22 protein-coding genes and 1 pseudogene are annotated in these 22,431 nt (G+C 70.0%); 6 read left to right on the top strand and 17 right to left on the bottom strand.

Going from position 1 to position 22,431, the window contains the following annotated elements:
* Positions 1-29 precede the first annotated feature (29 nt).
* From aspA to OHO27_RS39325, 12 genes are all read right to left on the bottom strand, one after another.
* Entirely contained in the window at positions 30-1,439 is a 1,410-nt protein-coding gene (gene aspA / locus OHO27_RS39380) for an aspartate ammonia-lyase (RefSeq protein ID WP_328429708.1), read from the bottom strand.
* A gap of 144 nt (positions 1,440-1,583) precedes the next feature.
* Positions 1,584-2,600, bottom strand: a complete 1,017-nt coding sequence (locus OHO27_RS39375; protein WP_328429707.1) for an asparaginase — start codon at positions 2,598-2,600, stop codon at positions 1,584-1,586.
* Positions 2,601-2,649: 49 nt separating this feature from the next.
* Positions 2,650-4,089, bottom strand: a complete 1,440-nt coding sequence (locus OHO27_RS39370; protein WP_328429706.1) for an amino acid permease — start codon at positions 4,087-4,089, stop codon at positions 2,650-2,652.
* Positions 4,086-4,763 carry a FadR/GntR family transcriptional regulator gene (locus OHO27_RS39365; protein WP_328429705.1) on the bottom strand — a complete coding sequence of 226 codons (678 nt, stop codon included), beginning with the start codon at positions 4,761-4,763 and terminating at the stop codon, positions 4,086-4,088. The genes OHO27_RS39370 and OHO27_RS39365 overlap by 4 nt, the downstream gene beginning before the upstream one ends.
* A gap of 177 nt (positions 4,764-4,940) precedes the next feature.
* Positions 4,941-5,780, bottom strand: a complete 840-nt coding sequence (locus OHO27_RS39360; protein ID WP_328429704.1) for an undecaprenyl-diphosphate phosphatase — start codon at positions 5,778-5,780, stop codon at positions 4,941-4,943.
* A gap of 94 nt (positions 5,781-5,874) precedes the next feature.
* Entirely contained in the window at positions 5,875-6,249 is a 375-nt protein-coding gene (crcB, locus tag OHO27_RS39355; protein WP_328429703.1) for a fluoride efflux transporter CrcB, read from the bottom strand.
* Positions 6,246-6,593, bottom strand: a complete 348-nt coding sequence (locus OHO27_RS39350) for a DUF190 domain-containing protein (RefSeq protein ID WP_328429702.1) — start codon at positions 6,591-6,593, stop codon at positions 6,246-6,248. Before OHO27_RS39350 ends, crcB (OHO27_RS39355) begins: the two co-directional genes overlap by 4 nt.
* A complete protein-coding gene (gene crcB / locus OHO27_RS39345; protein WP_328429701.1) occupies positions 6,590-7,039 on the bottom strand; it encodes a fluoride efflux transporter CrcB in 450 nt (149 codons plus the stop codon). Before crcB (OHO27_RS39345) ends, OHO27_RS39350 begins: the two co-directional genes overlap by 4 nt.
* Positions 7,040-7,202: 163 nt before the next feature.
* Complete coding sequence (locus tag OHO27_RS39340; protein WP_328429700.1) at positions 7,203-8,177, bottom strand: SMP-30/gluconolactonase/LRE family protein; 975 nt, start codon at positions 8,175-8,177, stop codon at positions 7,203-7,205.
* Between the two features lie 72 nt (positions 8,178-8,249).
* Positions 8,250-8,537 (bottom strand): ArsR family transcriptional regulator, encoded by a 288-nt coding sequence (locus OHO27_RS39335; protein ID WP_328429699.1) that lies wholly within the window; start codon positions 8,535-8,537, stop codon positions 8,250-8,252.
* A 225-nt stretch (positions 8,538-8,762) separates the two neighbouring features.
* Positions 8,763-10,331 carry a glycoside hydrolase family 53 protein gene (locus OHO27_RS39330; RefSeq protein WP_328429698.1) on the bottom strand — a complete coding sequence of 523 codons (1,569 nt, stop codon included), beginning with the start codon at positions 10,329-10,331 and terminating at the stop codon, positions 8,763-8,765.
* 120 nt (positions 10,332-10,451) lie between these two features.
* The gene (locus tag OHO27_RS39325; RefSeq protein ID WP_328429697.1) at positions 10,452-12,473 is read right to left on the bottom strand and encodes a beta-galactosidase; all 2,022 of its coding nucleotides are present in this window, start codon (positions 12,471-12,473) and stop codon (positions 10,452-10,454) included.
* 184 nt (positions 12,474-12,657) lie between these two features.
* Here OHO27_RS39325 and OHO27_RS39320 point away from each other — a divergent pair.
* The 6 genes and pseudogenes from OHO27_RS39320 (at position 12,658) to OHO27_RS39295 (ending at position 17,862) form a co-directional block, all read left to right on the top strand.
* A pseudogene (locus tag OHO27_RS39320) lies at positions 12,658-13,988 on the top strand (ABC transporter substrate-binding protein).
* Positions 13,985-14,908 (top strand): carbohydrate ABC transporter permease, encoded by a 924-nt coding sequence (locus OHO27_RS39315; RefSeq protein WP_328429696.1) that lies wholly within the window; start codon positions 13,985-13,987, stop codon positions 14,906-14,908. The pseudogene OHO27_RS39320 and the gene OHO27_RS39315 overlap by 4 nt, the downstream one beginning before the upstream one ends.
* Positions 14,905-15,813, top strand: coding sequence for a carbohydrate ABC transporter permease (locus tag OHO27_RS39310; protein WP_328429695.1), 909 nt, complete (start codon positions 14,905-14,907; stop codon positions 15,811-15,813). Before OHO27_RS39315 ends, OHO27_RS39310 begins: the two co-directional genes overlap by 4 nt.
* On the top strand, positions 15,810-16,841 hold the full coding sequence (locus OHO27_RS39305; protein ID WP_328429694.1) for a LacI family DNA-binding transcriptional regulator: 1,032 nt from the start codon (positions 15,810-15,812) through the stop codon (positions 16,839-16,841). The genes OHO27_RS39310 and OHO27_RS39305 overlap by 4 nt, the downstream gene beginning before the upstream one ends.
* A 180-nt stretch (positions 16,842-17,021) precedes the next feature.
* Complete coding sequence (locus OHO27_RS39300) at positions 17,022-17,372, top strand: VOC family protein (protein ID WP_328429693.1); 351 nt, start codon at positions 17,022-17,024, stop codon at positions 17,370-17,372.
* A gap of 100 nt (positions 17,373-17,472) precedes the next feature.
* Complete coding sequence (locus tag OHO27_RS39295; protein ID WP_328429692.1) at positions 17,473-17,862, top strand: MarR family winged helix-turn-helix transcriptional regulator; 390 nt, start codon at positions 17,473-17,475, stop codon at positions 17,860-17,862.
* A 49-nt stretch (positions 17,863-17,911) separates the two neighbouring features.
* Here OHO27_RS39295 and pqqB read toward each other — a convergent pair whose 3' ends face one another.
* From pqqB to OHO27_RS39270, 5 genes are all read right to left on the bottom strand, one after another.
* Positions 17,912-18,766, bottom strand: a complete 855-nt coding sequence (gene pqqB / locus OHO27_RS39290; RefSeq protein WP_328429691.1) for a pyrroloquinoline quinone biosynthesis protein PqqB — start codon at positions 18,764-18,766, stop codon at positions 17,912-17,914.
* 248 nt (positions 18,767-19,014) lie between these two features.
* Positions 19,015-19,416 carry an SseB family protein gene (locus OHO27_RS39285; RefSeq protein ID WP_328429690.1) on the bottom strand — a complete coding sequence of 134 codons (402 nt, stop codon included), beginning with the start codon at positions 19,414-19,416 and terminating at the stop codon, positions 19,015-19,017.
* Positions 19,417-19,580: 164 nt separating this feature from the next.
* Positions 19,581-20,822, bottom strand: coding sequence for an acyl-CoA dehydrogenase family protein (locus OHO27_RS39280; RefSeq protein ID WP_328429689.1), 1,242 nt, complete (start codon positions 20,820-20,822; stop codon positions 19,581-19,583).
* Positions 20,823-20,954: 132 nt separating this feature from the next.
* Positions 20,955-21,629 carry a hypothetical protein gene (locus OHO27_RS39275; RefSeq protein ID WP_328429688.1) on the bottom strand — a complete coding sequence of 225 codons (675 nt, stop codon included), beginning with the start codon at positions 21,627-21,629 and terminating at the stop codon, positions 20,955-20,957.
* Entirely contained in the window at positions 21,626-22,378 is a 753-nt protein-coding gene (locus tag OHO27_RS39270) for a peptidase E (RefSeq protein ID WP_328429687.1), read from the bottom strand. Before OHO27_RS39270 ends, OHO27_RS39275 begins: the two co-directional genes overlap by 4 nt.
* Between the last annotated feature and the right edge of the window lie 53 nt (positions 22,379-22,431).

The raw sequence follows: 22,431 nt of genomic DNA, 5'->3' as shown, positions 1-22,431 counted from the left end.
CGGCTGCGCTTCAGCGGTCTGCGGCCGGTTCAGGCCAGGGCCTGGCCGCTGCCCGCGACGATCTCCGGGCGGAGCAGGTCGGCGAGGGTCTCGGCGGGCAACAGGCCCTTCTCCAGGACGAGTTCGGCGACGCCGCGGCCGCTGACGAGGGCCTCCTTGGCGATGTCGGTGGCGGCCGTGTAGCCGATGTGCGGGTTCAGGGCGGTGACCAGGCCGATGGAGTTCTCCACGGTCCGGCGCAGGGCCTCGGTGTTGGCGGTGATGCCGTCCACGCAGCGCTCGGCGAGGGTCAGACAGGCGGCCCGCAGATGGGTGATGGACTCCGACAGGGAGTGCAGGATGATCGGCTCGAAGGCGTTGAGCTGGAGCTGTCCGGCCTCGGCGGCCATGGTGATGGCGACGTCGTTGCCGATCACCTCGAAGGCGACCTGGTTGACGACCTCGGGGATCACCGGGTTGACCTTGCCGGGCATGATCGACGAACCGGCCTGCACCGGAGGCAGGTTGATCTCGCCCAGACCCGCACGCGGACCGGACGACAGCAGCCGCAGATCGTTGCAGCTCTTGCTGAGCTTGACGGCGATGCGCTTGAGGACGCCGGACATCTGGACGAACGCGCCGCAGTCCTGGGTCGCCTCGACCAGGTTGGCCGCGGTGACCAGTTGGAGCCCGGTGATCCCGGCGAGGTGGCGGCGGGCCGACTCGGCGTACCCGGCGTGGGCGTTCAGCCCGGTACCGATGGCCGTCGCACCCAGGTTGATCTCATGGATCAGCTCGACCGCCTCGGCAAGACGGGACCGGTCCTCGTCGATCATGACGGCATACGCGGAGAACTCCTGACCGAGCGTCATGGGCACCGCGTCCTGCAACTGCGTACGGCCCATCTTGAGCACGTCGCGGAATTCGACGGCCTTTCGGGCGAAAGCGTCCTGGAGTACAGCCATCGCCTTGAGCAGCCCGCGCACCGCGAACACCGTCGCGATCTTGACGGCGGTCGGGTAGACGTCGTTGGTCGACTGGCCGAGGTTGACGTCCTCGTTGGGGTGCAGGTGCTGGTACTGCCCCTTCTCGAACCCCAGCAGCTCCAACGCCCGGTTGGCGACGACCTCGTTGGCGTTCATGTTGGTCGACGTGCCGGCGCCGCCCTGGATGACGTCGACGACGAACTGGTCGTGCAGTTTGCCGGACCGGATCTCCCGACAGGCGGCGACGATGGCAGCGGCCTTCTTGCCCTCCAGCAGCCCGAGCTCCTCGTTGGCGAGGGCGGCGGCCTCCTTGACGGCGGCGAGGGCGTCGATGAGGTGGGGGTAGGCGGAGATCGGCGTCCCGGTGATGGGGAAGTTCTCGGTGGCGCGCAGGGTGTGCACGCCCCAGTAGGCATCGGCGGGGATGTCACGGTCGCCGAGCAGGTCGTGCTCACTGCGGACGGTGGCGGTCATGAGAGTGAGGGTCTCTTTCTTAGGTACGTAGGTGATGCGCCCCTGCAAGGGGCGCGGGGCGTTTTCGATTTGCGGCTACCGCCGCGTGGGCGCGACCAGCCGCAAACGGCCCGCAGTCACGGAACGACATGTCCGCTGGGATCACTAGGCGCAAGCCGAAACAACAACCGGCTCCAGCGAACGAACGGGCCGCACACACCCGACCTCCCGGCCACCGCCCAAGAGGGCCTCGCCCCGGAATTCGGTGAGCAGGTCGGGGTCCACCCCGGCCCACTCAAGCGCCGCCGCGGCAACCGGCACCCGCGCCCGGTTCGCCCCGTCGGCGATCTTCACCGCGACGGCCCGCCCGTCCGCCAGCGCAGCGACCTGAACGCCCTCGAACCCGTCCTTGGCCAGCAGCCCCGGCACGGCCCGCATCAACGAGGCCACGTCCCGCCCGGTGCCGGAGGCCATCTCCGCATGCTCACGCATCGCGTCGGCGACCCGCGCCTCCGGCGTGCCCGGCACCGCGGTGGTGATACGAGCGGCCGCGCGGGCGAGCCCATGGAGCGACACGGAGAACAGCGGCGCCCCGCACCCGTCGACGGTCACCCGTGCGATCCGCTGCCCGGTGAGGTCCTCGACGATCTCCGCGATGGCCTGCTGAAGGGGGTGACCGGGGTCGAGGTAGTCGTCCAGGGACCAGCCGTTGAGCGCGCAGGTGTACAGCATCGCCGCGTGCTTGCCGGAGCAGTTCTGGGCGAGCCGGGAGGGCAGGCGGCCCTCCCGCACCCAGGCGTCCCGGACGACCGGGTCGAACGGCATGTCAGGGACGTTGCGCAGGTGGTCCTCGGTGAGCCCGGCGAGTTCGAGGATGCGCCGGGTTCCGGCGAGGTGGCGTTCCTCGCCGGAGTGGCTCGCCGCGGTGAGCGAGAGGAGCTCGCCGTCGAGCGGGAGCCCGGCCCGGACCATGGCGACGGCCTGGACGGGCTTGAGCGCGGAGCGTGGGTAGAAGGCGGCCTCGATGTCACCGAGCTGGAAATCCACCTTGCCGTCGGCGCCGAGGACGACGACGGAGCCGTAGTGGGTGCCTTCGATCATTCCGCCGCGTATGAGGTGGGCGACGGGGGCGTGGAGGGGTTCGCGGACAAGGGGTGCGTCCGCCATGGAGCTGCTGTACATCACTGCCTGGTTTCGTGGGTCGATGAGGGTTTGTCGACCGACACGGGTCTCACGCGTCGGTCTTGGTGGCGGTGCGGGCGACACGGCCGCGGATGGCGTACCAGCCGGCGACCAGCGCTGCGACGATCAACGGCAGGCACAGCACGGTGGTGCGGCCGGCGCCTCCGTCGGCGTACATGAGGACCAGGACGCAGGCGAGGAACGCCAGCGTCACGAGTTCGGTCCAGGGGGAGCCCGGCAGTCGGTAGCCAGGCCGGTCGAGTTCGCCCTTCTGGGTCTTCTGCCAGAAGAGCAGGTGACAGATCATGATCATGCCCCAGGTGGCGAGGATGCCGATCGCGGCGAAGTTCAGCACGATCTCGAACGCATCGGCCGGGACGACGAAGTTGAGTCCGACGCCCAGGACACAGATACCGCTGGTCAGCAGGATGCCGCCGTACGGCACCTGGCTGCGGCTCATCACCGAGGTGAACTTCGGGGCGGAGCCGGACATGGCCATGGAGCGCAGGATGCGGCCGGTGGAGTACAGGCCGGAGTTGAGCGAGGACATGGCCGCGGTCATCACGACCAGGTTCATGACGCCGCCGGCCGCCGGGATGCCGATGTTGGACAGCACGGTGACGAAGGGGCTCTCGCCCGCCTTGTACGACGACCAGGGCAGCAGCATCGAGAGCAGGAGGACGGAGCCGACGTAGAAGAGGCCCACGCGCCACATGATCGAGTTGATCGCCTTCGGCATGATCTTCTCGGGGTTCTCGGTCTCACCGGCGGCGACGCCGACCAGCTCGACGGAGGCGTAGGCGAAGACGACGCCCTGGACGATCAGCAGCATCGGCAGCAGGCCGCTGGGGAAGAGGCCGCCATGGTCGGTGATCAGGGACGGGCCGGGGGTGTGGCCGTCCACCGGCTGCTGGGTCACCAGCAGGAAGATGCCGATGCACATGAAGACGACGAGCGCGCCGACCTTGATGATCGCGAACCAGAACTCCAGCTCGCCGAAGATCTTCACCGAGATCAGGTTCACGGTGAGGACGACCGCGAGGGCGATCAGTGCGATCACCCACTGCGGGATGTCGGAGAACATGCCCCAGTAGTGCGTGTACGTCGCCACCGCGGTGATGTCGGCGATGCCGGTGGTCGCCCAGTTCAGGAAGTACATCCAGCCCGCGGTGTACGCGCCCTTCTCGCCCATGAACTCCCGGGCGTACGACACGAAGGCGCCGGAGGACGGCCGGTACAGAACGAGTTCGCCGAGGGCGCGCACGACGAGGAAGGCGAAGACGCCGCAGACCGCGTAGGCGATGAACAGAGACGGCCCGGCGTCGGCGAGACGGCCGCCGGCGCCGAGGAACAGGCCGGTGCCGATGGCTCCGCCGATGGCGATCATGTTGACGTGCCGCGACTTCAGGGACTTGCTGTAGCCGGCGTCTCCGGCGTCGACATGGACGGAACGTTTCTGCACGCCCTCGTGCAGGGACTGCTCACTCACGCCTCGGGTCCGCCTTCCGTGGTGCTGTCCGTGCGCGCGGGGCGCACGATGTCGGTGAGGGTCGTCTCGACGCGGTCCAGGTGGTGGGCCATGGCATCGGTGGCGTCGAGTTCGGAACCGTCGATCAGCGCCTCGACGATGGCCCGGTGCTCGCGGTTGGACTGCTCGCGCCGGCCGCCCAGCTCGTTGAGGAAGGCCGACTGACGCGCCAGTGCGTCGCGGATCTCCTCGATGACCCGGCGGAAGACCGGGTTCTGGGCGGCCTCGGCCACGGCCAGGTGGAAGAGGGTGTCCATCGCGACCCACGCGGTGGTGTCCGTCTCCCGCTCCATACGGTCGAGCAGGTGAGCCAGGTGGTCGAGGTTCTCCGGGGTGCGGCGCACTGCCGCGTATCCGGCGACCGGGATCTCGACGTGCCGGCGCACCTCCAGCAGGTCGCTGGCCGCGTAGTCGCCGAAGGTCGGGTCCTCGACCGCGCTGGCGACGACGAAGGTGCCCTTGCCGGTCTTGGAGACGGTCAGGCCCATGGTCTGCAGGGCCCTGAGGGCCTCGCGCAGCACGGGCCGGCTGATCTCCAGGCTGCGGCAGAGCTCCGCCTCGGAGGGGAGTTTGTCCCCGATGGCGTACTCGCCGCGCTCGATGGCACTGCGAAGGTGCGCAAGGACCGCTTCCATGGCGCTGACCCGCCTCGGCGGCTGTCCGGCTGTCCGGCTGTCTGACAGGTTCACGGGAGTGATACTCCGGGTGAGGTGTGGGTGGTGTCAAGGGGAGCAGGTGGGTGAGGTTCACCGGGTGTGAACACGCGACGCCGACCGGGAACCGCCCGGCCGGCCGACTGGCGGGCGCCCGTGTCAGCTGTTGATCACACCCGCACCCAAGAGCCCGAAGAGCAGCAGCCCGACCACGATCCGGTAGATCACGAAGGCGTTGAAGGAGTGCTTGGCGACGAACCTCAGCAGCCAGGCGATGGAGGCGTAGGCGACGACGAAGGAGACGGCGGTGCCGACGGCCAGGGGCAGCGCGCTCGTGCCCGTCGCGCCGAGGGCGTCCTTCAGCTCGTAGATTCCGGCGCCGGTGAGGGCCGGGATGCCGAGGAAGAAGGACAGCCTGGTGGCGGCGACCCGGTCCAGGTCGAGCATGAGCGCGGTGGACATCGTGGCGCCGGAACGCGAGAAGCCCGGGAAGAGCAGGGCCAGGATCTGGGAGCTGCCGACGAGCATCGCGTCCTTGAACGAGGTGTCGTCCTCCCCTCGCTTGTGCCGGCCCGTCCGGTCCGCGGCCCACATCACGCCACTGCCGACGATCAGGGAGCCGGCGACCACCCACAGGGAGGCGAGCGGTCCTTTGATGAGCGGCTTGGCGGCCAGGCCCACGACGATGATCGGGATCGTCGCGCAGATCACCCACCAGGCGAACTGGTAGTCGTGGTGGTACCGCTCCTCCTTGTCCCGCAGCCCGCGCAGCCATGCGGAGACGATCCGCACGATGTCCTTGTAGAAGTACACGAGCACGGCGGCGATCGCGCCGACCTGGATGACGGCCGAGAACCCGATGACCGCGTCGTCGTCGACGGGGATGCCCATGAGCCCCTCGGCGATCTTCAGATGCCCGGTCGAGGACACGGGCAGGAACTCGGTCACCCCCTCGATGGCTCCGAGGAGAACGGCCTGACCGACGCTGATGGCGCTCATGGGATCCAGTCCGGGGTCGGTGGGACAGCAGTGGCGCGCACTGTCCTACCAGGTGCGGGTGTGGTTCCTGCGCTTACAGCGGCGGTGTCGTCGCCTAGCCCCACATCGCCTGGGCGATCGCCACGCCCGCGAACGCCGCTCCGAGGCCCGCGATCACACTCCCCACGACGTTGACGGCGGCGTAGAGCCCGGCCCCCGTCTCCGTCAGCCGCAGGGTCTCGTACGAGAAGGTCGAGTACGTGGTCAGGGCCCCGCAGAGCCCGGTACCGAGCAGCAGCTGGAGGTGGGAACTCGCGGCGCCCTCGGCCGCGGCGCCGGCGAGCAGGCCGAGGACCAGGCAGCCGCTGACGTTGACGACGAAGGTGCCCCAGGGGAACACCGAGTCGTGCCGGGACTGCACCGCCCGGTCGGTGAGATAGCGCAGCGGCGCGCCTACGACGGCGCCCGCGATCACCAGGAGCCAGTTCACGGCGACTTCTTACCTTCCGTGTACCGGATGACCTCGCAGGCGTCGAGGGTGACGAGCCCTTCGGTGACGAGTTCGTCGAGCTGCGGCAGGAAGGCCCGCACGCGCTCCTCGGTGTCGACGATCACGATCGCGACCGGCAGGTCCTCGCTCAGGGACAGCAGCCGTGAGGTGTGGATCAGTGAGGAGGCGCCGAAGCCCTCGATGCCGCGGAAGACGCTGGCGCCCGCGAGACCGGCCGCGTGGGCGCGGTGCACGATCTCCGAGTAGAGGGGCTTGTGGTGCCAGTTGTCGTGCTCGCCGACGAAGACTGTCAGGCGCAGGGCGCCGCCGGTCGGTCCGGTCATGGCTGCCTCCGTTTCAGGACGCGGCGAGTCGCCGCCGTCGCCAGCCAGACTGCCGTGAGTGCCGCGATCAGGGTGGCGGCGAGGTAGGCCAGTCCGGTGCGGGGGTGGCCGCTGTCGACGAGCTGCCGGATGTCGACGGCGTAGGTGGAGAAGGTGGTGAAGCCGCCGAGCACTCCGGTGCCGACGAAGGGGCGGACGAGGCGGTGGACGGGCCGGACCTCGGTGATGATCACCATGAGCACGCCGATCACGGCACAGCCGACGACGTTGATCCAGAAGGTCGCCCAGGGGAAGCCCCCGGGCTGGGCAGGCCACCACAGGGAGACCGCGTACCGGGCCGTGGCGCCGATGGCCCCGCCGAGGGCCACCACCGCGACGATCGGCGCCTGCGTCCGCCATGCGGGCTGCCGCGGGGCGCGGAGGCTCTCGGTGTCCGGGGCTGTCATGGTCGTACGTCTCCTACTCGCCGGGGCCCGGGCAGCCGGGCGCGATCGCAAGTAGGGACCGTTGGCGGCAGATGCGCCGCGGTTCGGGTACGGCGGGCCCCACCGCCGCGCCGCGACGATGATCGCGGCCGCTGAACAGCCTAACCCCGGACGCGCCGGCGGGTCACTTCGGCTCGGGCGGCTCGCAGAGCGCCACGCCCCGCTCCCACAGGCTCCCGAGGACCAGGTGGCCCCCGGTCTCGCAGACGCTGGTGACCATGCGGAAGCCGGAGTGGCGGCGGGCCAGGTGGTGGACGACCCGACCGGTGTCGTCGACGGCGAGCACGCCGACCGTGCCCGTGGGACGGAAGGGGGCGCGCACGGCGACGCGGGCGGCGGCGCGGCGTACGGCGGGGGCGGCGCGGTGCAGGAGGTCCAGCGGAGGCACGCGCGGACCGGCCAGCGCCACCCAGATCGGGCCGTCGGGCGTGCCGCGCCAGAGGTTGTCCGGCATGCCCGGCAGGTTCTCGGCGAAGGGCTCGCTTTGCGCGGCCCGGGGCCCGGAGAGCCAGTAGCGGGTGAGGCGGCACTCGCTGGTCTCGGCGACGACCAGGAAGGACCCGTCGGCGCTCACGGCGAGGCCGTTGGCGAACTGGAGCCCGTCCAGGAGGACTTCGGGGGTGTCGCTGCCCGGGGCGAGGCGCAGCAGGCGGCCCGTGGCGGTGTGTTCGACGAGGTCGCCGATCCAGTGCTCCAGGGGGTGGCGGCGGCTGCTGACGGTGAAACAGACGCTGCCGTCGGGCAGGGCGACGACATTGCTGCAGAACCGCAGCCGCTCCCCCGCCGCCGAGTCGGCGAGGACGCGTACGGTGCCGTCGCCGAGGTCGACGCGGAGCAGTCCGCGTTCCGCGTCGCACACCAACAGGGCGTCGTCCGGGAGGAGTTCGAGGCCCAGTGGCCGCCCGCCGGTCTCGGCGAGCACCTCGACGCGGACCTCGGCACCGGACTCGGCGTCGGCCGCCAAGCCGTCGAGGCGCAGGATACGGCCGTCCTCGACACCGGTCAGGACACGGCCGCGGGCGTCGGCGACGACGTCCTCCGGGCCTCGGCCGCCGATCGCGACGTAACGGTGCGGGACGAGCGCCCCTGGACGTTGCATGTACGTCTTCCCTTCGCCGCCCTGGTGTGGCAGGGCCCCTCGAATCCCTGCTCGGCGTTCCCGGTTCGCCGCCTACCAGCCCTTCTCGAACATGCGCGCCACCTCGGCGATCCGCATGTCGTCGCGACGGTAGTACACGCGCCGCCGGATCCGCTTGGTGCGCAGCATGCCGAGGCCCGCGAGCAGGCCGAGGTGGACCTCGGCGGCCTTGCGCGGCACGCCGAGCCTCGCGGCCACCGCGTCCGCGGTGACGCCGTCCTCGACGGGATCGCCATGTCGCCGCTTCGGGAAGTGCGCGACCGGATCCTTCAGCCATTCCAGGATGTCCAGGCGCGTTGCGCTGACGGGAGTCCTCAGCATCTCGTCGTCCCCCCTCCGTCGGGCCGTGTCGTAACGCGTATTCCCACTGTCCCGCAGTCGAAGCCGACCTGTCCGTGACTCTCGGACCCTTGTCCGGTACCGAACGGCCGTACTACATAGGGATGTTCGGCGGAGGGCCGACCTTCTGCGTCCTGGACGCGGTGGGGCCCGGCCGCAGGGGCGCGGCCGGGCCATTTGGTCACGAAATCAACGGACTCGGCGAACTCACCGGTGGCTGAACCACGCCATCGAGGAGAGGGCCGCGTCGTCGTAGCCGAACAGGGCCTGGTTCTCCCAGCCGTTGCCGGAGGAGGCGTCGGTCGGGTCCCAGCCGTTGCCGGTGACGGCGGTCCAGGTCGCCTCCCAGTAGAAGACTCCGAGGCCGCGGCCGTTCGGGACGGCCTCCACGATGCTCGTCACGTCGTTCATCCAGCGGCGCTGTCCGGCCGTGTTCGCCGGGTAGCCGGAGACCAGTTCGCCGGTGGTGTTGATGATCTCCTCGTGCGCGTCCTTGCTGTCCAGCCGGAACGGGTAGGCCGTCTCGGCGACGAAGACCGGCTTGCCGTAGCGGGCGGCCGCGTCGTCCAGGGTCGTCTGGAAGTCGTGGAGCGAGCCGTGCCAGTAGCCGTAGAAGGACAGGCCGATCGCGTCGAACTTCACGCCGTTCGCGACCGCGCTGTCGAACCACCAGCGGGTGCCGGACAGGTCGCCGCCCTTGGCGAGGTGCAGCGCGACGGTGGTGGCCGAGTTGACCGCCTTGACCGCGTCATAGCCGGAGTTGAGCAGACCGGCGAGCTGCGACCAGTTGTCCGTGGAACCCTCTGACCACAGCATGCCGCCGTTGATCTCGTTGCCCACCTGGACCATGTCGGCGATGGTGCCCTGGGCCTTCAGCGCGTTCAGCACGTCGTACGTGTGGTTGTACACGTCGGTCCTGAGCTGACTGTACGAGTGACCGGCCCAGGCGGCCGGCTTGCTCTGGGCGCCCGGGTCGGCCCAGGTGTCGGAGTAGTGGAAGTCGACCAGCAGCTTCATGCCGGCCGCCTTGATGCGCTTGGCCATGGCCAGCATGCGCGTCTTGTTGTTGTAGCCGTCGGCCGGGTTGACCCAGACCTTCAGACGCGCGTAGTTCATGCCGGCGTTCTTCAGGATGGTGATCGCGTCGCCGGTCGTGCCGGAGCCGGTCCTGTAGACGCCGCCCTTGGCCTCGCTCTTGGCCAGGGAGGAGATGTCGGCGCCGTGGACCGACGTGCCGCCCGTGCCGGACGCGAAGGTCAGGTCGTCGACATTGATCCAGTTGCCCGCGTTCGCGTCGCTGTTGATGCTGACGGTGCACTGGTTGCCGGTCACAGTGACCGGCACGACGATACGGATCCAGCCGCTCGCCGAGACCGGAAGGTCGGTGCGCTGCTCGGCGCCGCCGCAGTTCTTCAGCGCTATGTACGCCGAGTTCTGGCCACCGCCGGAGCGGACCCAGGCGGTGAGCCGGTAGTTCCCGTTGGTCAGCCCGGACAGGTACTGGTACGTCTCCACCTTGTAGGCGGCGGACGCCCAGTGGGTCAGTCGGTGACTCCCGCCGTGGCCACCGGCCTCGGTGAAGGAGGCCGCGCCCTGGCCGGACGCCGAGTACGTGGACCAGCCGGCCGGAGTGGCGGTGCCGGTGCCGTCGGACTCGAAGCCCGCGTTGGTGAGCGTGCTCGCCGCCGAGGCGGTCTGCGCGGGCAGGGCGGTGAGGGCGAGTCCGGCGGCGAGCGGCAGCAGCAGGGCTCGGAGGGTGCGTCTGGGATGGAACATCGTCGTCCGTCGTCCCTTCGACGTATGGGGATGGGGATCCCTCACCGCCGCGATGGGGAACCGCGGTGAGGAGCCCCTCCGCCCGCGGCTCGTGGCACGCGCGGGCGGAGGGGAGTCGGCTCAGCCGTCGAGTCGTACGACCCGTACGGCTCCCGCGGGGACCTCGAGGCGGCCCGCGGCGCGTTCGCCGGTCAGCAGCTCGATGCCGGGCGCCTCCAGCGGCACCTTGGCGTCCGACGCGGTGTGGTTGATCGCGAACAGGTAGCTGCCTGACTCGCCGGTACGGCGCACGACCTCGACATCACGGGGCAGGTCGGCACGCGGGGCGACCTGCGCGTCCTCGATCGCCCAGCCGAGCAGCGCGTCGAGGCCCTCGGCGCCCAGGCGCGTGGAGACGTACCAGGCGGTGCCCTCGCCGAGGCGGTGCCGCGTGACGGCGGGGTGTCCCGCGGTCAGGCCGTCGGCGTACGTCCAGACGGTCTCGGCGCCGCGCGGGACGACGAACTCGCTCCACACGTCGCCGCTGAGCTCGGAACCGTCCGGGCCGGTGATGCGTACCAGCTGGTCCTGGAGCAGCGGCGAGAACTCCTCGACGGTCAGCCCGAGGACGTCACGCAGGGGCCCGGGGTAGGCGCCCTCGTGCACGGCGTCGTGCTCGTCGACGATGCCGGAGAAGTACGACACGACGAGGGTGCCACCGTTCTCGACGTACTCCGTGAGGTTGCTCCCGGCCGCCTCGGTCATCAGGTACGAGGCCGGTACGACGACAAGGGGATACCTCGACAAGTCGGCTTCGGGGTGGGCGAAGTCGACCGTGAGGTGGCGGTCGTAGAGCGCCTCGTAGAAGGCGTCGGCGCGTTCGCGCGGGTCATGCTCCTCGCTGGGGCGCCAGTCGAGGTTCTGCGCCCACCAGGAGTGCCAGTCCCACAGCATCGCCACGTCGGCCTGCGTGCGGGTGCCGCGCACGGCGGCCAACGAGTCGAGAGCGGCGCCGAGTTCGACGACCTCACGCCATACGCGTGTGCCGGTGCCGCCGTGCGGGACCATCGCCGAGTGGAACTTCTCGGCGCCGCGCCGGGACTGCCGCCACTGGAAGAACATGGCGCCCTCGGAGCCGCGCGCCACGTGGGCGAGGGAGTTGCGGGCCATCTGGCCAGGGGCCTTGGCGGGGTTGCGGGGCTGCCAGTTGACGCCCGACGTGGAGTGCTCCAGCAGGATCCAGGGGGCTCCCCCGGCGACCGAGCGGGTCAGGTCGGCGGCCATGGCGAGATTGACGTGGGTGCGGCGGCCGTCGGTGATCAGGTAGTGGTCGTTGGTGACGATGTCGACTTCGCGGCCCCAGGCCCAGTAGTCGACGGAGTCGCACTGGCTGAGGGCCGTCATGAAGTTGGTCGTCACCGGGACGCCCGGGGCGAGGCGGTGCAGGATGTCCCGTTCCATACGGAAGTTCTCGCGCATGGTGGTGTCGGCGAAGCGCTTGTAGTCCAGCGCCTGGGCCGGGTTGACGGTCGTCGGCGTCAGGCGCGGCGGGTTGATCTCCTCCAGGTCCGCGTACCGCTGCCCCCAGAAGGCCGTGCCCCAGGCCTCGTTGACGGACTCGACCGTGCCGTACGTCGACTCCAGCCAGCGCCGGAAGTGTGCCGCGCAGGAGTCGCAGTAACAGGCCGAGACGGGGACGCCGTACTCGTTGTGCACGTGCCACATCGCCAGCGCCGGGTGGTCGCCGTAGCGTTCGGCGAGCCGGGTGGTGATGCTCGCGGCGGCCGCCCGGTAGTCGGCGTTGCTGTGGCAGATGGCCCCACGCGAGCCGAACTCGTGGCGCACGCCCTCCGCCGTCACGGGCAGGGCCTCGGGGTGGGCGCGGGAGAACCACACCGGCGGGCAGACGGTGGGGGTGCCCAGGTCGACACGGATGCCGTTCTCGTGCAGCAGGTCGAACAGGCGGTCCAGCCAGCCGAAGTCGTACGCCCCCGGTGACGGCTCCAGCAGGGCCCAGGAGAAGATCCCGACGCTCACCATCGTGACGCCGGCCTCCCGCATCAGCCGGACGTCCTCCTGCCAGACGCTCTGCGGCCACTGCTCGGGGTTGTAGTCCCCACCGAAGGCGAGCCTCGTGAGGCCCCTGGGGGTGGTCTCCGGCATGGAATGTCTCCCGATTTATCGATCAGTTGGGAACGTGCACACACATCCTCGGTGATGCGAGCCCAACATAACCGCACAGCAACAACCATTGACAAGTGTCCGGGATGTTTCTCTACTGTGAACGCTCACAGAAGCATGGCAGGTCTTCGCAGCAGGCGGAGACCCCAGGTCAGGGGAGAGATCCATGCCCATCACGAAGCGCCGGCGGCTCTTCGTCAGAAGCGCAGCCACGTCCGTCGCCGTCGCCCTCGGCGCCACGACCCTCGCCGCGTGCGGCTCGTCCGGGAGCGACAGCGAGGCCGAGTCCGGTCCCGTCTCGCTGACGTACTGGACCTGGACGCCCGGCATGGACAAGGTCGTCGACCTGTGGAACAAGGGCCAGGGCAAGAAGGACCAGATCACGGTCACCGTGAAGAAGCAGGCGTCCGGCGACACGCTCGTCACCAAGATCCTCACCGCTCACAAGGCGGGCAAGGCGCCCGACCTGGTCCAGGCCGAGTACCAGGCGTTGCCGACGCTCGTCAGCAATGACGCGGTCGCCGACATAGCGAGCGAGGTCGGCGACGCGAAGGGCAAGTTCGCCGAGGGGTCTGGCAGCAGACGACGCTGGGCACGGACGCGGTCTACGCGGTCCCGCAGGACATCGGGCCGATGATGTTCTACTACCGCGAGGATCTCTTCAAGCAGTACGACCTGAAGGTCCCGGCCACCTGGGACGAGTTCGCCGAGACCGCACGCGCGCTGAAGAAGAAGGCCCCGGACAAGGACCTGACCACCTTCTCGGCCAGTGACTCCGGCCTCTTCGCCGGGCTGGCCCAGCAGGCCGGCGCCAAGTGGTGGACGACCTCCGGCGACAAGTGGAAGGTCGGCATCGACGACGCGGCCTCCCAGAAGGTCGCCGAGTTCTGGGGCGACCTCGTCAAGGAGGGCGCCGTCGACAACCAGCCGATGTACACCCCGGCCTGGAACAAGACGCTGAACACGGGCAAGCAGATCGCCTGGGTCAGCGCCGTGTGGGCCCCGGGCACCCTGACCACGGCCGCGCCCGACACCAAGGGCAAGTGGGCCATGGCCCCGCTCCCCCAGTGGTCCGACTCTGACAACGTCACCGGCAGCTGGGGCGGTTCCTCCACCGCCGTCACCACCGACTCCGGGCACAAGGCGGCCGCCGCGAAGTTCGCCGCCTGGCTGAACACCGACGGCGACGCGCTCAACGCGCTCGCCAAGGAGAGCGGCATCTACCCGGCCTCCACCTCGGCCCAGCTCAGCGGCGCGTTCACCACGCCGCCGGACTACTTCTCCAACCAGCCCGACTTCTACACGAAGGCCGCCGAGATCGCCGAGAGCACGGCGCCGTCCGCGTGGGGCCCGAACGTGAACGTCGCGTACACGACCTTCAAGGACGCCTTCGGCTCCGCCGCCAAGAACAAGTCGGACTTCGCCGCCGCCCTGAAGACCATGCAGGACGACACGATCGCCGACCTCGAGAAGCAGGGCTTCGAGGTCTCCGAGTGACCAGCACAAACCGGAGGGCATACGGGGTGAAGGGGGCCCCGTATGCCTTCCTCCTCCCCGCAAGCGCCCTCTTCCTGCTCTTCTTCGCCCTGCCCATCGGCTACGCGATCTGGCTCAGCTTCCGAAAGGTGCAGGTCTCCGGACTCGGGCTCGGCTCCGGCGCCCGCAAGGATGTCTGGGCCGGACTGGAGAACTACACCGACGCGCTCACCGACAGCGAGTTGCTGGACGGCGCCCTGCGCGTGCTCGGCTACGGCTGCATCGTGGTGCCGGTGATGCTGGGCCTCGCCCTGCTGTTCGCGCTGATGCTGGACTCCGAGAAGGTGCGGCTCGCGCCCTTCACCCGGCTCGCGATCTTCCTGCCGTACGCCATCCCGGGCGTGGTGGCCGCGCTGCTGTGGGGCTTTCTGTACCTGCCGGACGTCAGCCCGTTCTACTTCGTGCTCGACAGGCTTGGCATGCCGCAGCCGGACCTGCTGGACGGCGGTCCGCTGTACCTCGCCCTGTCGAACATCGCGGTCTGGGGCGGCACCGGCTTCAACATGATCGTCATCTACACCTCGCTGCAGGCCATCCCGGCAGAGGTGTACGAGGCGGCCAAGCTGGACGGTGCCACGCCGCTGCAGATCGCGCTGCGGATCAAGATCCCGATGGTGGCGCCCTCGCTGGTGCTGACCTTCTTCTTCTCGATCATCGCCACACTCCAGGTGTTCAACGAGCCGACCACCCTCAAGCCGCTCACCAACTCCGTGTCCACGACGTGGAGTCCGCTGATGAAGGTGTACCAGGACGCCTTCGGCAAGGGCGACATCCATGCGGCGGCCGCCCAGGCCACGATCATCGCCCTGGCCACGCTGCTGCTGTCCTTCGGCTTCCTGCGGGCCGCGAACCGTCGTAACAAGCAGGAGGCAGCGCGATGAGTTCTCTTGCTGTGAGCAAGACCGGCCCGGCCGCCGGCACCGCCCCCGGCACCGTCCGGAATCGCCCGCCGCTGCGCCGCCGGATCGCACTGATCCCGACGGTCACGCTGCTGCTCGGCGCGGTGTACTGCCTGCTGCCGGTCGCCTGGGTGGTGATCGCGGCGACGAAGTCCGGCAGCGAGCTGTTCTCCACGTTCACGTTCCTGCCGGGCACGGGCTTCGCCGACAACTTCGCGGAACTGAGCGCCTACCGCGACGGCGTCTACTGGCAGTGGATGGGCAACTCCGCCCTGTACGCCGGTCTCGGCGCCCTGCTGTCGACGGTCGTCTCGGCGTTCAGTGGCTACGCGCTGGCCATCTACCGCTTCCCGGGCCGCGAGACGATCTTCAACGTGCTGCTGGCGGGCGTACTGATGCCGCCGGTCATCCTCGCCATCCCGCAGTACCTGCTGCTGGCGAAGGCCGACCTCACGGACTCGTACCTGTCCGTGCTGCTTCCGCAGATCCTCTCGCCGTACGGCGTCTACCTCTCGCGGATCTACGCGGCCGCCGCCGTCCCCGCGGACGTCGTCGAGGCCGGGCGGATGGACGGGGCGAGCGAGTGGCGGATCTTCACGCGGGTCGCGCTGCCGATGATGGTGCCGGGCATGGTGACGGTGTTCCTCTTCCAGTTCGTGGCGATCTGGAACAACTTCCTGCTCCCGTACATCATGCTCAGCGACGACGAGAAGTTCCCGATCACTCTCGGTCTCTACACGCTCCTCGAACAGGGCGCCAACACCCCGGCGCTGTACACGTTGGTGATCACCGGCGCATTCCTGGCGGTGTTCCCGCTGGTCGCGCTCTTCCTGGTCATCCAGCGGTTCTGGAGCCTGGATCTGCTCTCAGGAGCCGTAAAGTCATGACCATGAGCAACACGGGGGGCCGACGCAGGCCGCCGACGATCCACGACGTGGCGCGCGAGGCCGGAGTCTCACGGGGCACGGTCTCGCGCGTGCTCAACGGCGGGCACTACGTCAGCCCGACCGCGCAGGAGGCGGTCAACGCGGCGATCCGCAGGACGGGTTACGTCGTCAACCGGCATGCCCGCTCACTGATCACGGGGCGTTCGGACTCGATCGGCTTCCTGCTGACCGAGCCGCAGGAGAGGTTCTTCGAGGACCCCAACTTCAACGTCCTGCTGAGCGGTTGCACGCAGGCGCTGGCCGCGCACGACATCCCGTTGCTGCTGATGCTGGCCGGCACGAAGGACGAACGGCGGCGCATCACGCGGTACATCACAGCGGGGCACGTGGACGGGGTGCTGCTGGTGTCCAGCCACTCCGGTGACCGGGTCGCCGACGAACTGCGCGAGGCGGGTGTGCCGCTCGTCCAGTGCGGCAAGCCCATGGGGCCCGGCTCCAAGGTGAGTTACGTGGCGGCGGACGACCGGGACGGCGCCCGTGACATGGTGCGCCACCTGCTGTCCGTGGGCCGTCGCCGGATCGGGGTGGTGAGCGGTCCGCTGGACACGCCGGGCGGTGTCGACCGGCTCGCCGGCTACAAGGAGGTGCTCACTGAGGCGGGCATCGAGATCGACGAGCGGCTCGTCGTCTCCGGCGACTACAGCCGCGCCAGCGGCGAGGCGGGCACCGAGCGGCTGCTGGCGCAGGCCCTCGACATGGACGCCTTGTTCGTGGCGTCCGACCTGATGGCACAGGGCGCCCTGGCCGCGCTGCACCGGGCCGGCCGCCGGGTGCCGGAGGACGTGGCCGTGGGCGGCTTCGACGACTCCGCCGCGGCGACGGAGGCCACCCCCGCCCTCACGACGATCCGCCAGCCCTACGACCGTGTCAGCGCCGAGATGGTACGGCTGCTGCTCGCGCAGATCGGCGGCGAGGACCCGGCGGCGGTGATCCTGCCTACGGAGCTGGTGAAGCGGGAGTCGACGTAGTCGCGAGCGGCCCGCGTGGGCGCGCTGCACGGCGACACGGCCGTCGGCGCGCCCTCCGTCTGCGAACGGACAGTGAGGTCGGTGACCGGTCAGGAATGAAGAAGCGTTCCCGGACTGCCCCGCCCTAGCGTGAAACCACCGACGAACACCGTCGAGCACACTTCACGTCAGGAGGACGTCATGACCGCCGGAGTCAACACGATCATCTACCCCGTCAAGGACCTGGACCAGGCGAAGAGCCTGTTCAGGGCCCTGCTGGGCACGGAACCGTATGCGGACGAGCCGTACTACGTCGGCTTCAAGGACGCCGGACAGGACGTCGGTCTCGACCCCAACGGACACGCGAAGGGCATGACCGGTCCGGTCCCCTACTGGCACGTCGACGACATCAGGACGAGCATCGCCGCCCTGCGGGAGGCGGGTGCCGAGATGCTGCAGGACGTCCACGACGTCGGTGGCGGCAGGCTGATCGCCTCCGTGAAGGACGCGGACGGCAATCTCGTCGGGCTGCTTCAGGACGCGCCCGGCTGAGACCTGCCCGGGGACCTGCCCCGGAGCTCGCCCACGATTCCGTGCGCGCGCACTAGTTGCACAGGCAACAAATGGCCGGATCGGTGCTACCGTGCCAGGTATGGCAGTGAAGACGGCCGACGCCGGGCTCGAGGAACGGTGGCGGGACATCCTCTCGGTGCACGCGCGCACGATGTGCGAGATCGACCGCGTGCTGCACCCGCACGGCCTGGGCGCGAGCGACTTCGAGGTGCTCGACATCCTCGCGGCGGCGGCCCCCAAGGAGGGCGAGCAGTGCCGGGTGCAGAACCTGGTCGGCCGGGTTCACCTCAGCCAGAGCGCACTGTCCCGGCTCATAGGGCGGCTGGAGAAGGACGGCCTCGTGGAGCGATCCGTCTGCGCGGAGGACCGGCGCGGCGTGTACGTCACCCTCACCCGCAAAGGGCGTGACCTGCACGCCGAGGTACTGCCGCTGCAGCGGGACGTGCTGGCGCGGATGCTGAGCGGCTGAGGCCGGAGTCGGACGACGGACTGCCGGCCCAGGACCTCGGCGCCGGGCGTCAGATCACGAACTCGGTGCCGTCCGGAAGCACTTCCACGCCCGCCTCGGACACCTGTGCACGAGCCGCCGAGGCGGGGTCGAGCAGGGGATTCGTGTCGGTCAGGTGGGTGTAGATCCGACGGGCGTGCGGGTGCCGGGTCAGGGCGGCGAGGCTGCCGGCCGGCCCCGAGACGGACAGTCGGCGCCCGGCCCGCGGTGTCTCGTCCGGCGCGAAGTGCGTGCCGTCCATGACGACGCAGTCCGCCGTCTCGATCAGGTCGTCCAGCAGCACGCTCCAGGTGCGCAGGCGGGGCGCGTACACGAGGACGCCGCCGGTCGCCAGGTCCTCGATGCGGTACGCCGTCACCCAGCGGACGTCGGACGACCGGGCGGCCGGTACGTAGGCCGGCGGTTCATCCACGACGGGGTGGGCCGTGACGACCAGACCGCCGGCCAGCACGAACCCGCCCTCCGTCAGGCTGTCCGCCCACTCCCACGGGTCGTGACGGTCGAGGGCCGTCCGCGCCGGGGCCAGGGCGGTGAGGACGGGCGGGGCGGCGTATGTCTTCAGCCCGGGCACGTCACGCAGCACGGCCAGGCCCGCCACGTGATTCGCCTCGGCGTCGGTCAGCAGCACTCCCCGTACGGGAGTGTGCCGCGGGCTGGGCCACAGGGCGGAGGCCGCGGTGAGCTGGGCGCGGATGTCGGGCGAGGTGTTCAGCAGCCACCAGTCGCGGGAGTTTCCGGTGACGGCCGCGCATTCCGGGCCGCGCGCGGGCAGCTTGCCGTCGCGGGCGGCGGCGCATCGCGCGCAGGCGCAGTTCCAGCGTGGAAACCCGCCTCCGGCGGCGGTACCGAGCAGGACGAACCTCAAGACGACCCCCCACCCTTTTCACGTCGGCCCTCCCGGTGGGATCTTCCCTCTCCGCAGGGCTGAGGCACCCCGTGGCGGGGAGCAGTTCCGGCCGACCTTCACCCGCCGTCCGGGGCCGTTTCGGGTGCCGCCGGTGGCGGCTGGGATGCCACAGCGTGAAGGGGACGAGCGGCTGGGGTGCCACTCGTCCCCTTCACGTTCATGTCTTCATTTCTCCGTCGGAGCCCTGTGACCGCTCGTCGTCGGTGCTAGGGCCGCGCCAGCAGGGTCCGCACGCCCTCCGACGTCAGGGTCAGCGGGTGTGAGGAGCCGGCGTCTATGGTCAGGGCCAGGTCCTCGGACGGCCATTGCGAGGCGAGTGCGCCCAGCGGTACCACGCGGTAACGGGAGACGAAGGGCAGCAGCTCGGCCATCGCCGGCTCGGAGGTGAAGACGGGGACGACCGGCTCGCCGTCCGACCGCTCGATGACCGGCAGCGCCACTGCGCCGGGGTCGATGGCGTCCTGCTCATTGGCGTCGTCGGGGACGGGGACGAGGACGTCGCTGCTCGCGAGCGTGTCCATCGCCGTCCTGTCCTCGCTGTTCCCGGCCAGCGCGTCCAGCGCACGCCGGGCCGGTGTGGCGGTGTTGTCGTTCGCTGGTGTCTCCATGACAAATCCCCTGGTAGCGGCGGTAGTGCGGGCCGCCCGGGACGTGATCGACCTGGTGCGGCCCTGCTCGCGTACCCGATCCGGACCGGAGCATTCCTATCGCCGTCCAGGGGATGGCAATGCTGGTCAGAGGGTCCTCCTCAGGGGAACACCGGGCGGCGGACTCAGGGGATCAACGGAATGTGGTCGGACGGCTGTCCCAGGCGGTCGCAGCCGACGCGGCGGGCGAGGGGCTCGGCCATGCCGGCGCCCACGTGGGTCCAGTACGTGGCCGCGTCCCGGAAGTAGCGCTGCATCCGCTCGCCGTCGCGCGCGTGCCGGGAACCTGCGGTGCGGAAGAGGCTGCCCTGGAGGACGTCCCAGGTCATGCGGCCCGCGTTCAGGAACATGAGCGCGAGGCGGTTGTCCTCGGCGGTGGTGAAGGGCGGGCCGCCGGTGGCGTTGCGGTGACAGGTCTCCATCCATTCCTCGGCGGTGCGTTGCAGCGCCGCCTCGGCCGTGTGGATGACTCCGAGGGCTTCGCCGAGGTGCCGCTGGTAGTCGTGGAGTTCGGCCCGGGTGCGGCCGGGTTCGAGAATGAGGGGGCGGTCGGTGACGACCCGGGCGTACTCGTCTGCGGCGGCGTACGCGGTGCCGATCATGATGGCGGCCAGTTCGCCATGGAAGAAGCTCGGCGCCCGCCCGGCGTACATGGGGTTGCCGTGCAGGACGGACCCGGCGCTGCCGCCCTCGACGGGCAGGTCGAGCAGGCTCGCCTCGCGGGTGAGATACGCGGGGATGCGGGCCTGTTCCATGTGGATGCTGTTGGAGCCGCTGCCGCGCAGCCCCAGGACGCCGTGCCAGTCGTCGAGCACCGTCCACACCGAGCGCGGTGCGACGAACAGCACCGGAGGTCCGGGCGGGGCGCCGTCGCGGTCGGGGGCGCGCAGGCTCTGGCCGACGTAGTGGGTGGAGTAGGGGGCGCCCGAGGAGTACGGCCAGGTGCCGTCCAGGACGACATGGCCGTCGCCGTCGGGCCGGGCGACGCCGATGGGCGCGACGGTGGAGGCGGCACGGAAGTCGCCGTCCGCGCCGAAGATCTCGTCCTGCGCCCTCTCCTCGAAGACCGAGGCGGCCTGGAGGACGTGGGCGGCCGTGAGCGACAGGGCCCAGCCGGTGGAGGGACAGCCGCGAGCGATCTCGGTGACCACGCGGTAGAAGGTGGGCAGACCGAACTCGTAGCCGCCGTAGCGGCGCGGCTGAAGCATCCGGTAGAAACCGGCCCGCAGAAAGTCGTCGTGGGTGTCCTTGGGGTAGTGCGTCAGCCGTTCGGTCTCCGGCTGACGCTCCAGCAGCACGGGCCGCAGGTTCACGGCCCGTTCGACGATGTCACGTTCGGTCAGTCCGGGCTCGGGAGCGGCGATCACGATGCCTCCTGACGTGTGGGGCCGTCCGTTCGTGCCGTGATGCGTGACGCGCTACCAAGTGATTGAACACGGCAACTGTCCACGGGTACCGACCGGAAATCGCCAAGCTGCCGAGCCCCCGGGGGAACCGGCTCAGCACTGCCCTTCCGCGGCCGGCCGCAGCCGGCGTCCTTCCGGGGTGAACGTGAAGGTCTCGCGGAACGGACCGTCCCCGAAGCGGACGGCGAACAGGAGCGGTTCCTCGTGCGCGGGCGGCCACGACGGTTCGTCTGCGTTCCGGCTGCCGTTCCAGAGGTGGAAATGGACGATCGGCCGGCCGGTGTCCCCAGTGACGTAGCCGAGTGTCTTGCCGTACAGCGGGTTGTTTCCACCGAACAGCACCGAGGGTTCCCCGAACTCGGAGACCACGTCCGACCACACCCGGTCCTGCCCGGCCCACTGGCGAACTCGGCCGACAAGGGCCTCGTACTCCTGACCGTCGAGGACCCGGTCAGGCTTCAGCCAGCCGCGTCGATGCGCGAACTCGGCGAGGACCGAGGCTGTTCCGCTGTCGTAGTCGCGACCGGGGATCAGCTGGCGAAACACCCCTCGAACTCCGAGCGCGTCCCAGCACCCACGCTCGGCGAGACGCTCCCTCTCCTCGTACCACGCCTTGGGCTGCCCCTCCACGAACAGCAGATGGTCCACCACCATCCACAGCGCCGTCTCGCCCCCGAACATCCCGGGCCGCCGAAGCACGCGGTTCAGCTGCTCGACGAGGTAGGCGTGGATCTCCACGGGGGACGCCGAGGCTCTGGATTCGGTCATGGCAGCAAGCCTCCCGCATCCGGCGTACGGGACAGACGACGACAGGGCAGAGCCCGCTCCTGGACGACACCCCCACCTCCGTCGTCCGCCTCCACCCGGTACACGAGTGCACCCGACGCACGCGTGACCGCCTCCGTGAGGCGGCCGTCCGTGAAGAGGGCCCCGGTTCCGTCGTCCAGCGCCCACCCGGCGGGTAGCGCTCCGCTCCCCACCACCGCTCCGTACGAGGACCGGCGTCCCGGTTCGCTGTCGTAGTGCGGGCAGACCGAGCCCGGCAGCAGCCCCAAGCCGTCCGGCAGGGAGGTCAGCGGGCCGAAGGAGTCGGTGTGGGAGGCCTCGGCCCAGCAGTTGGCGCCCGCGCTGATGCCGCACAGCAGGGTGCCGCGGTCGTAGGCCTCGCGCAGAAGCCGGTCCACTCCGTGCACGCGCCATACGGCGAGCAGGTTCGCGGTGTTTCCGCCGCCGACGTAGACGACGTCCTGGGCAAGCAGGTGGGCGCGCAGGTCCTCGTCGTCGAGTGTCCGTCGGAAGAGTGGCAGGACGGAGGGAGCGCAGGAGGGGCGCGTGCGGAACGCGGTCAGGAACCTCTCCGCGTACGCCGGGGCATCACCGCTCGCGGTGGGCAGAAAACAGACCTTCGGCCGGGGCGTGCGCGCGTGTCCGAGGACCCAGTCGTCGAGCAGGCCGTCGTCCTCGGTGGAGAAGCCGCCTCCGAGGAGGGCCAGGCGGTGGGGCGGAACGTCGGGCACCGGTGGACCTCCTCGGGGTCGGGAAGTGTTCGGGAACGATGCCGCGGTCCGGG

It is taken from the genome of Streptomyces sp. NBC_00443 (assembly GCF_036014175.1).
Classification (GTDB): domain Bacteria; phylum Actinomycetota; class Actinomycetes; order Streptomycetales; family Streptomycetaceae; genus Streptomyces.
Note: the sequence above shows the minus strand (reverse complement) of the source record. Positions and strands in the feature narration are given on the sequence as shown.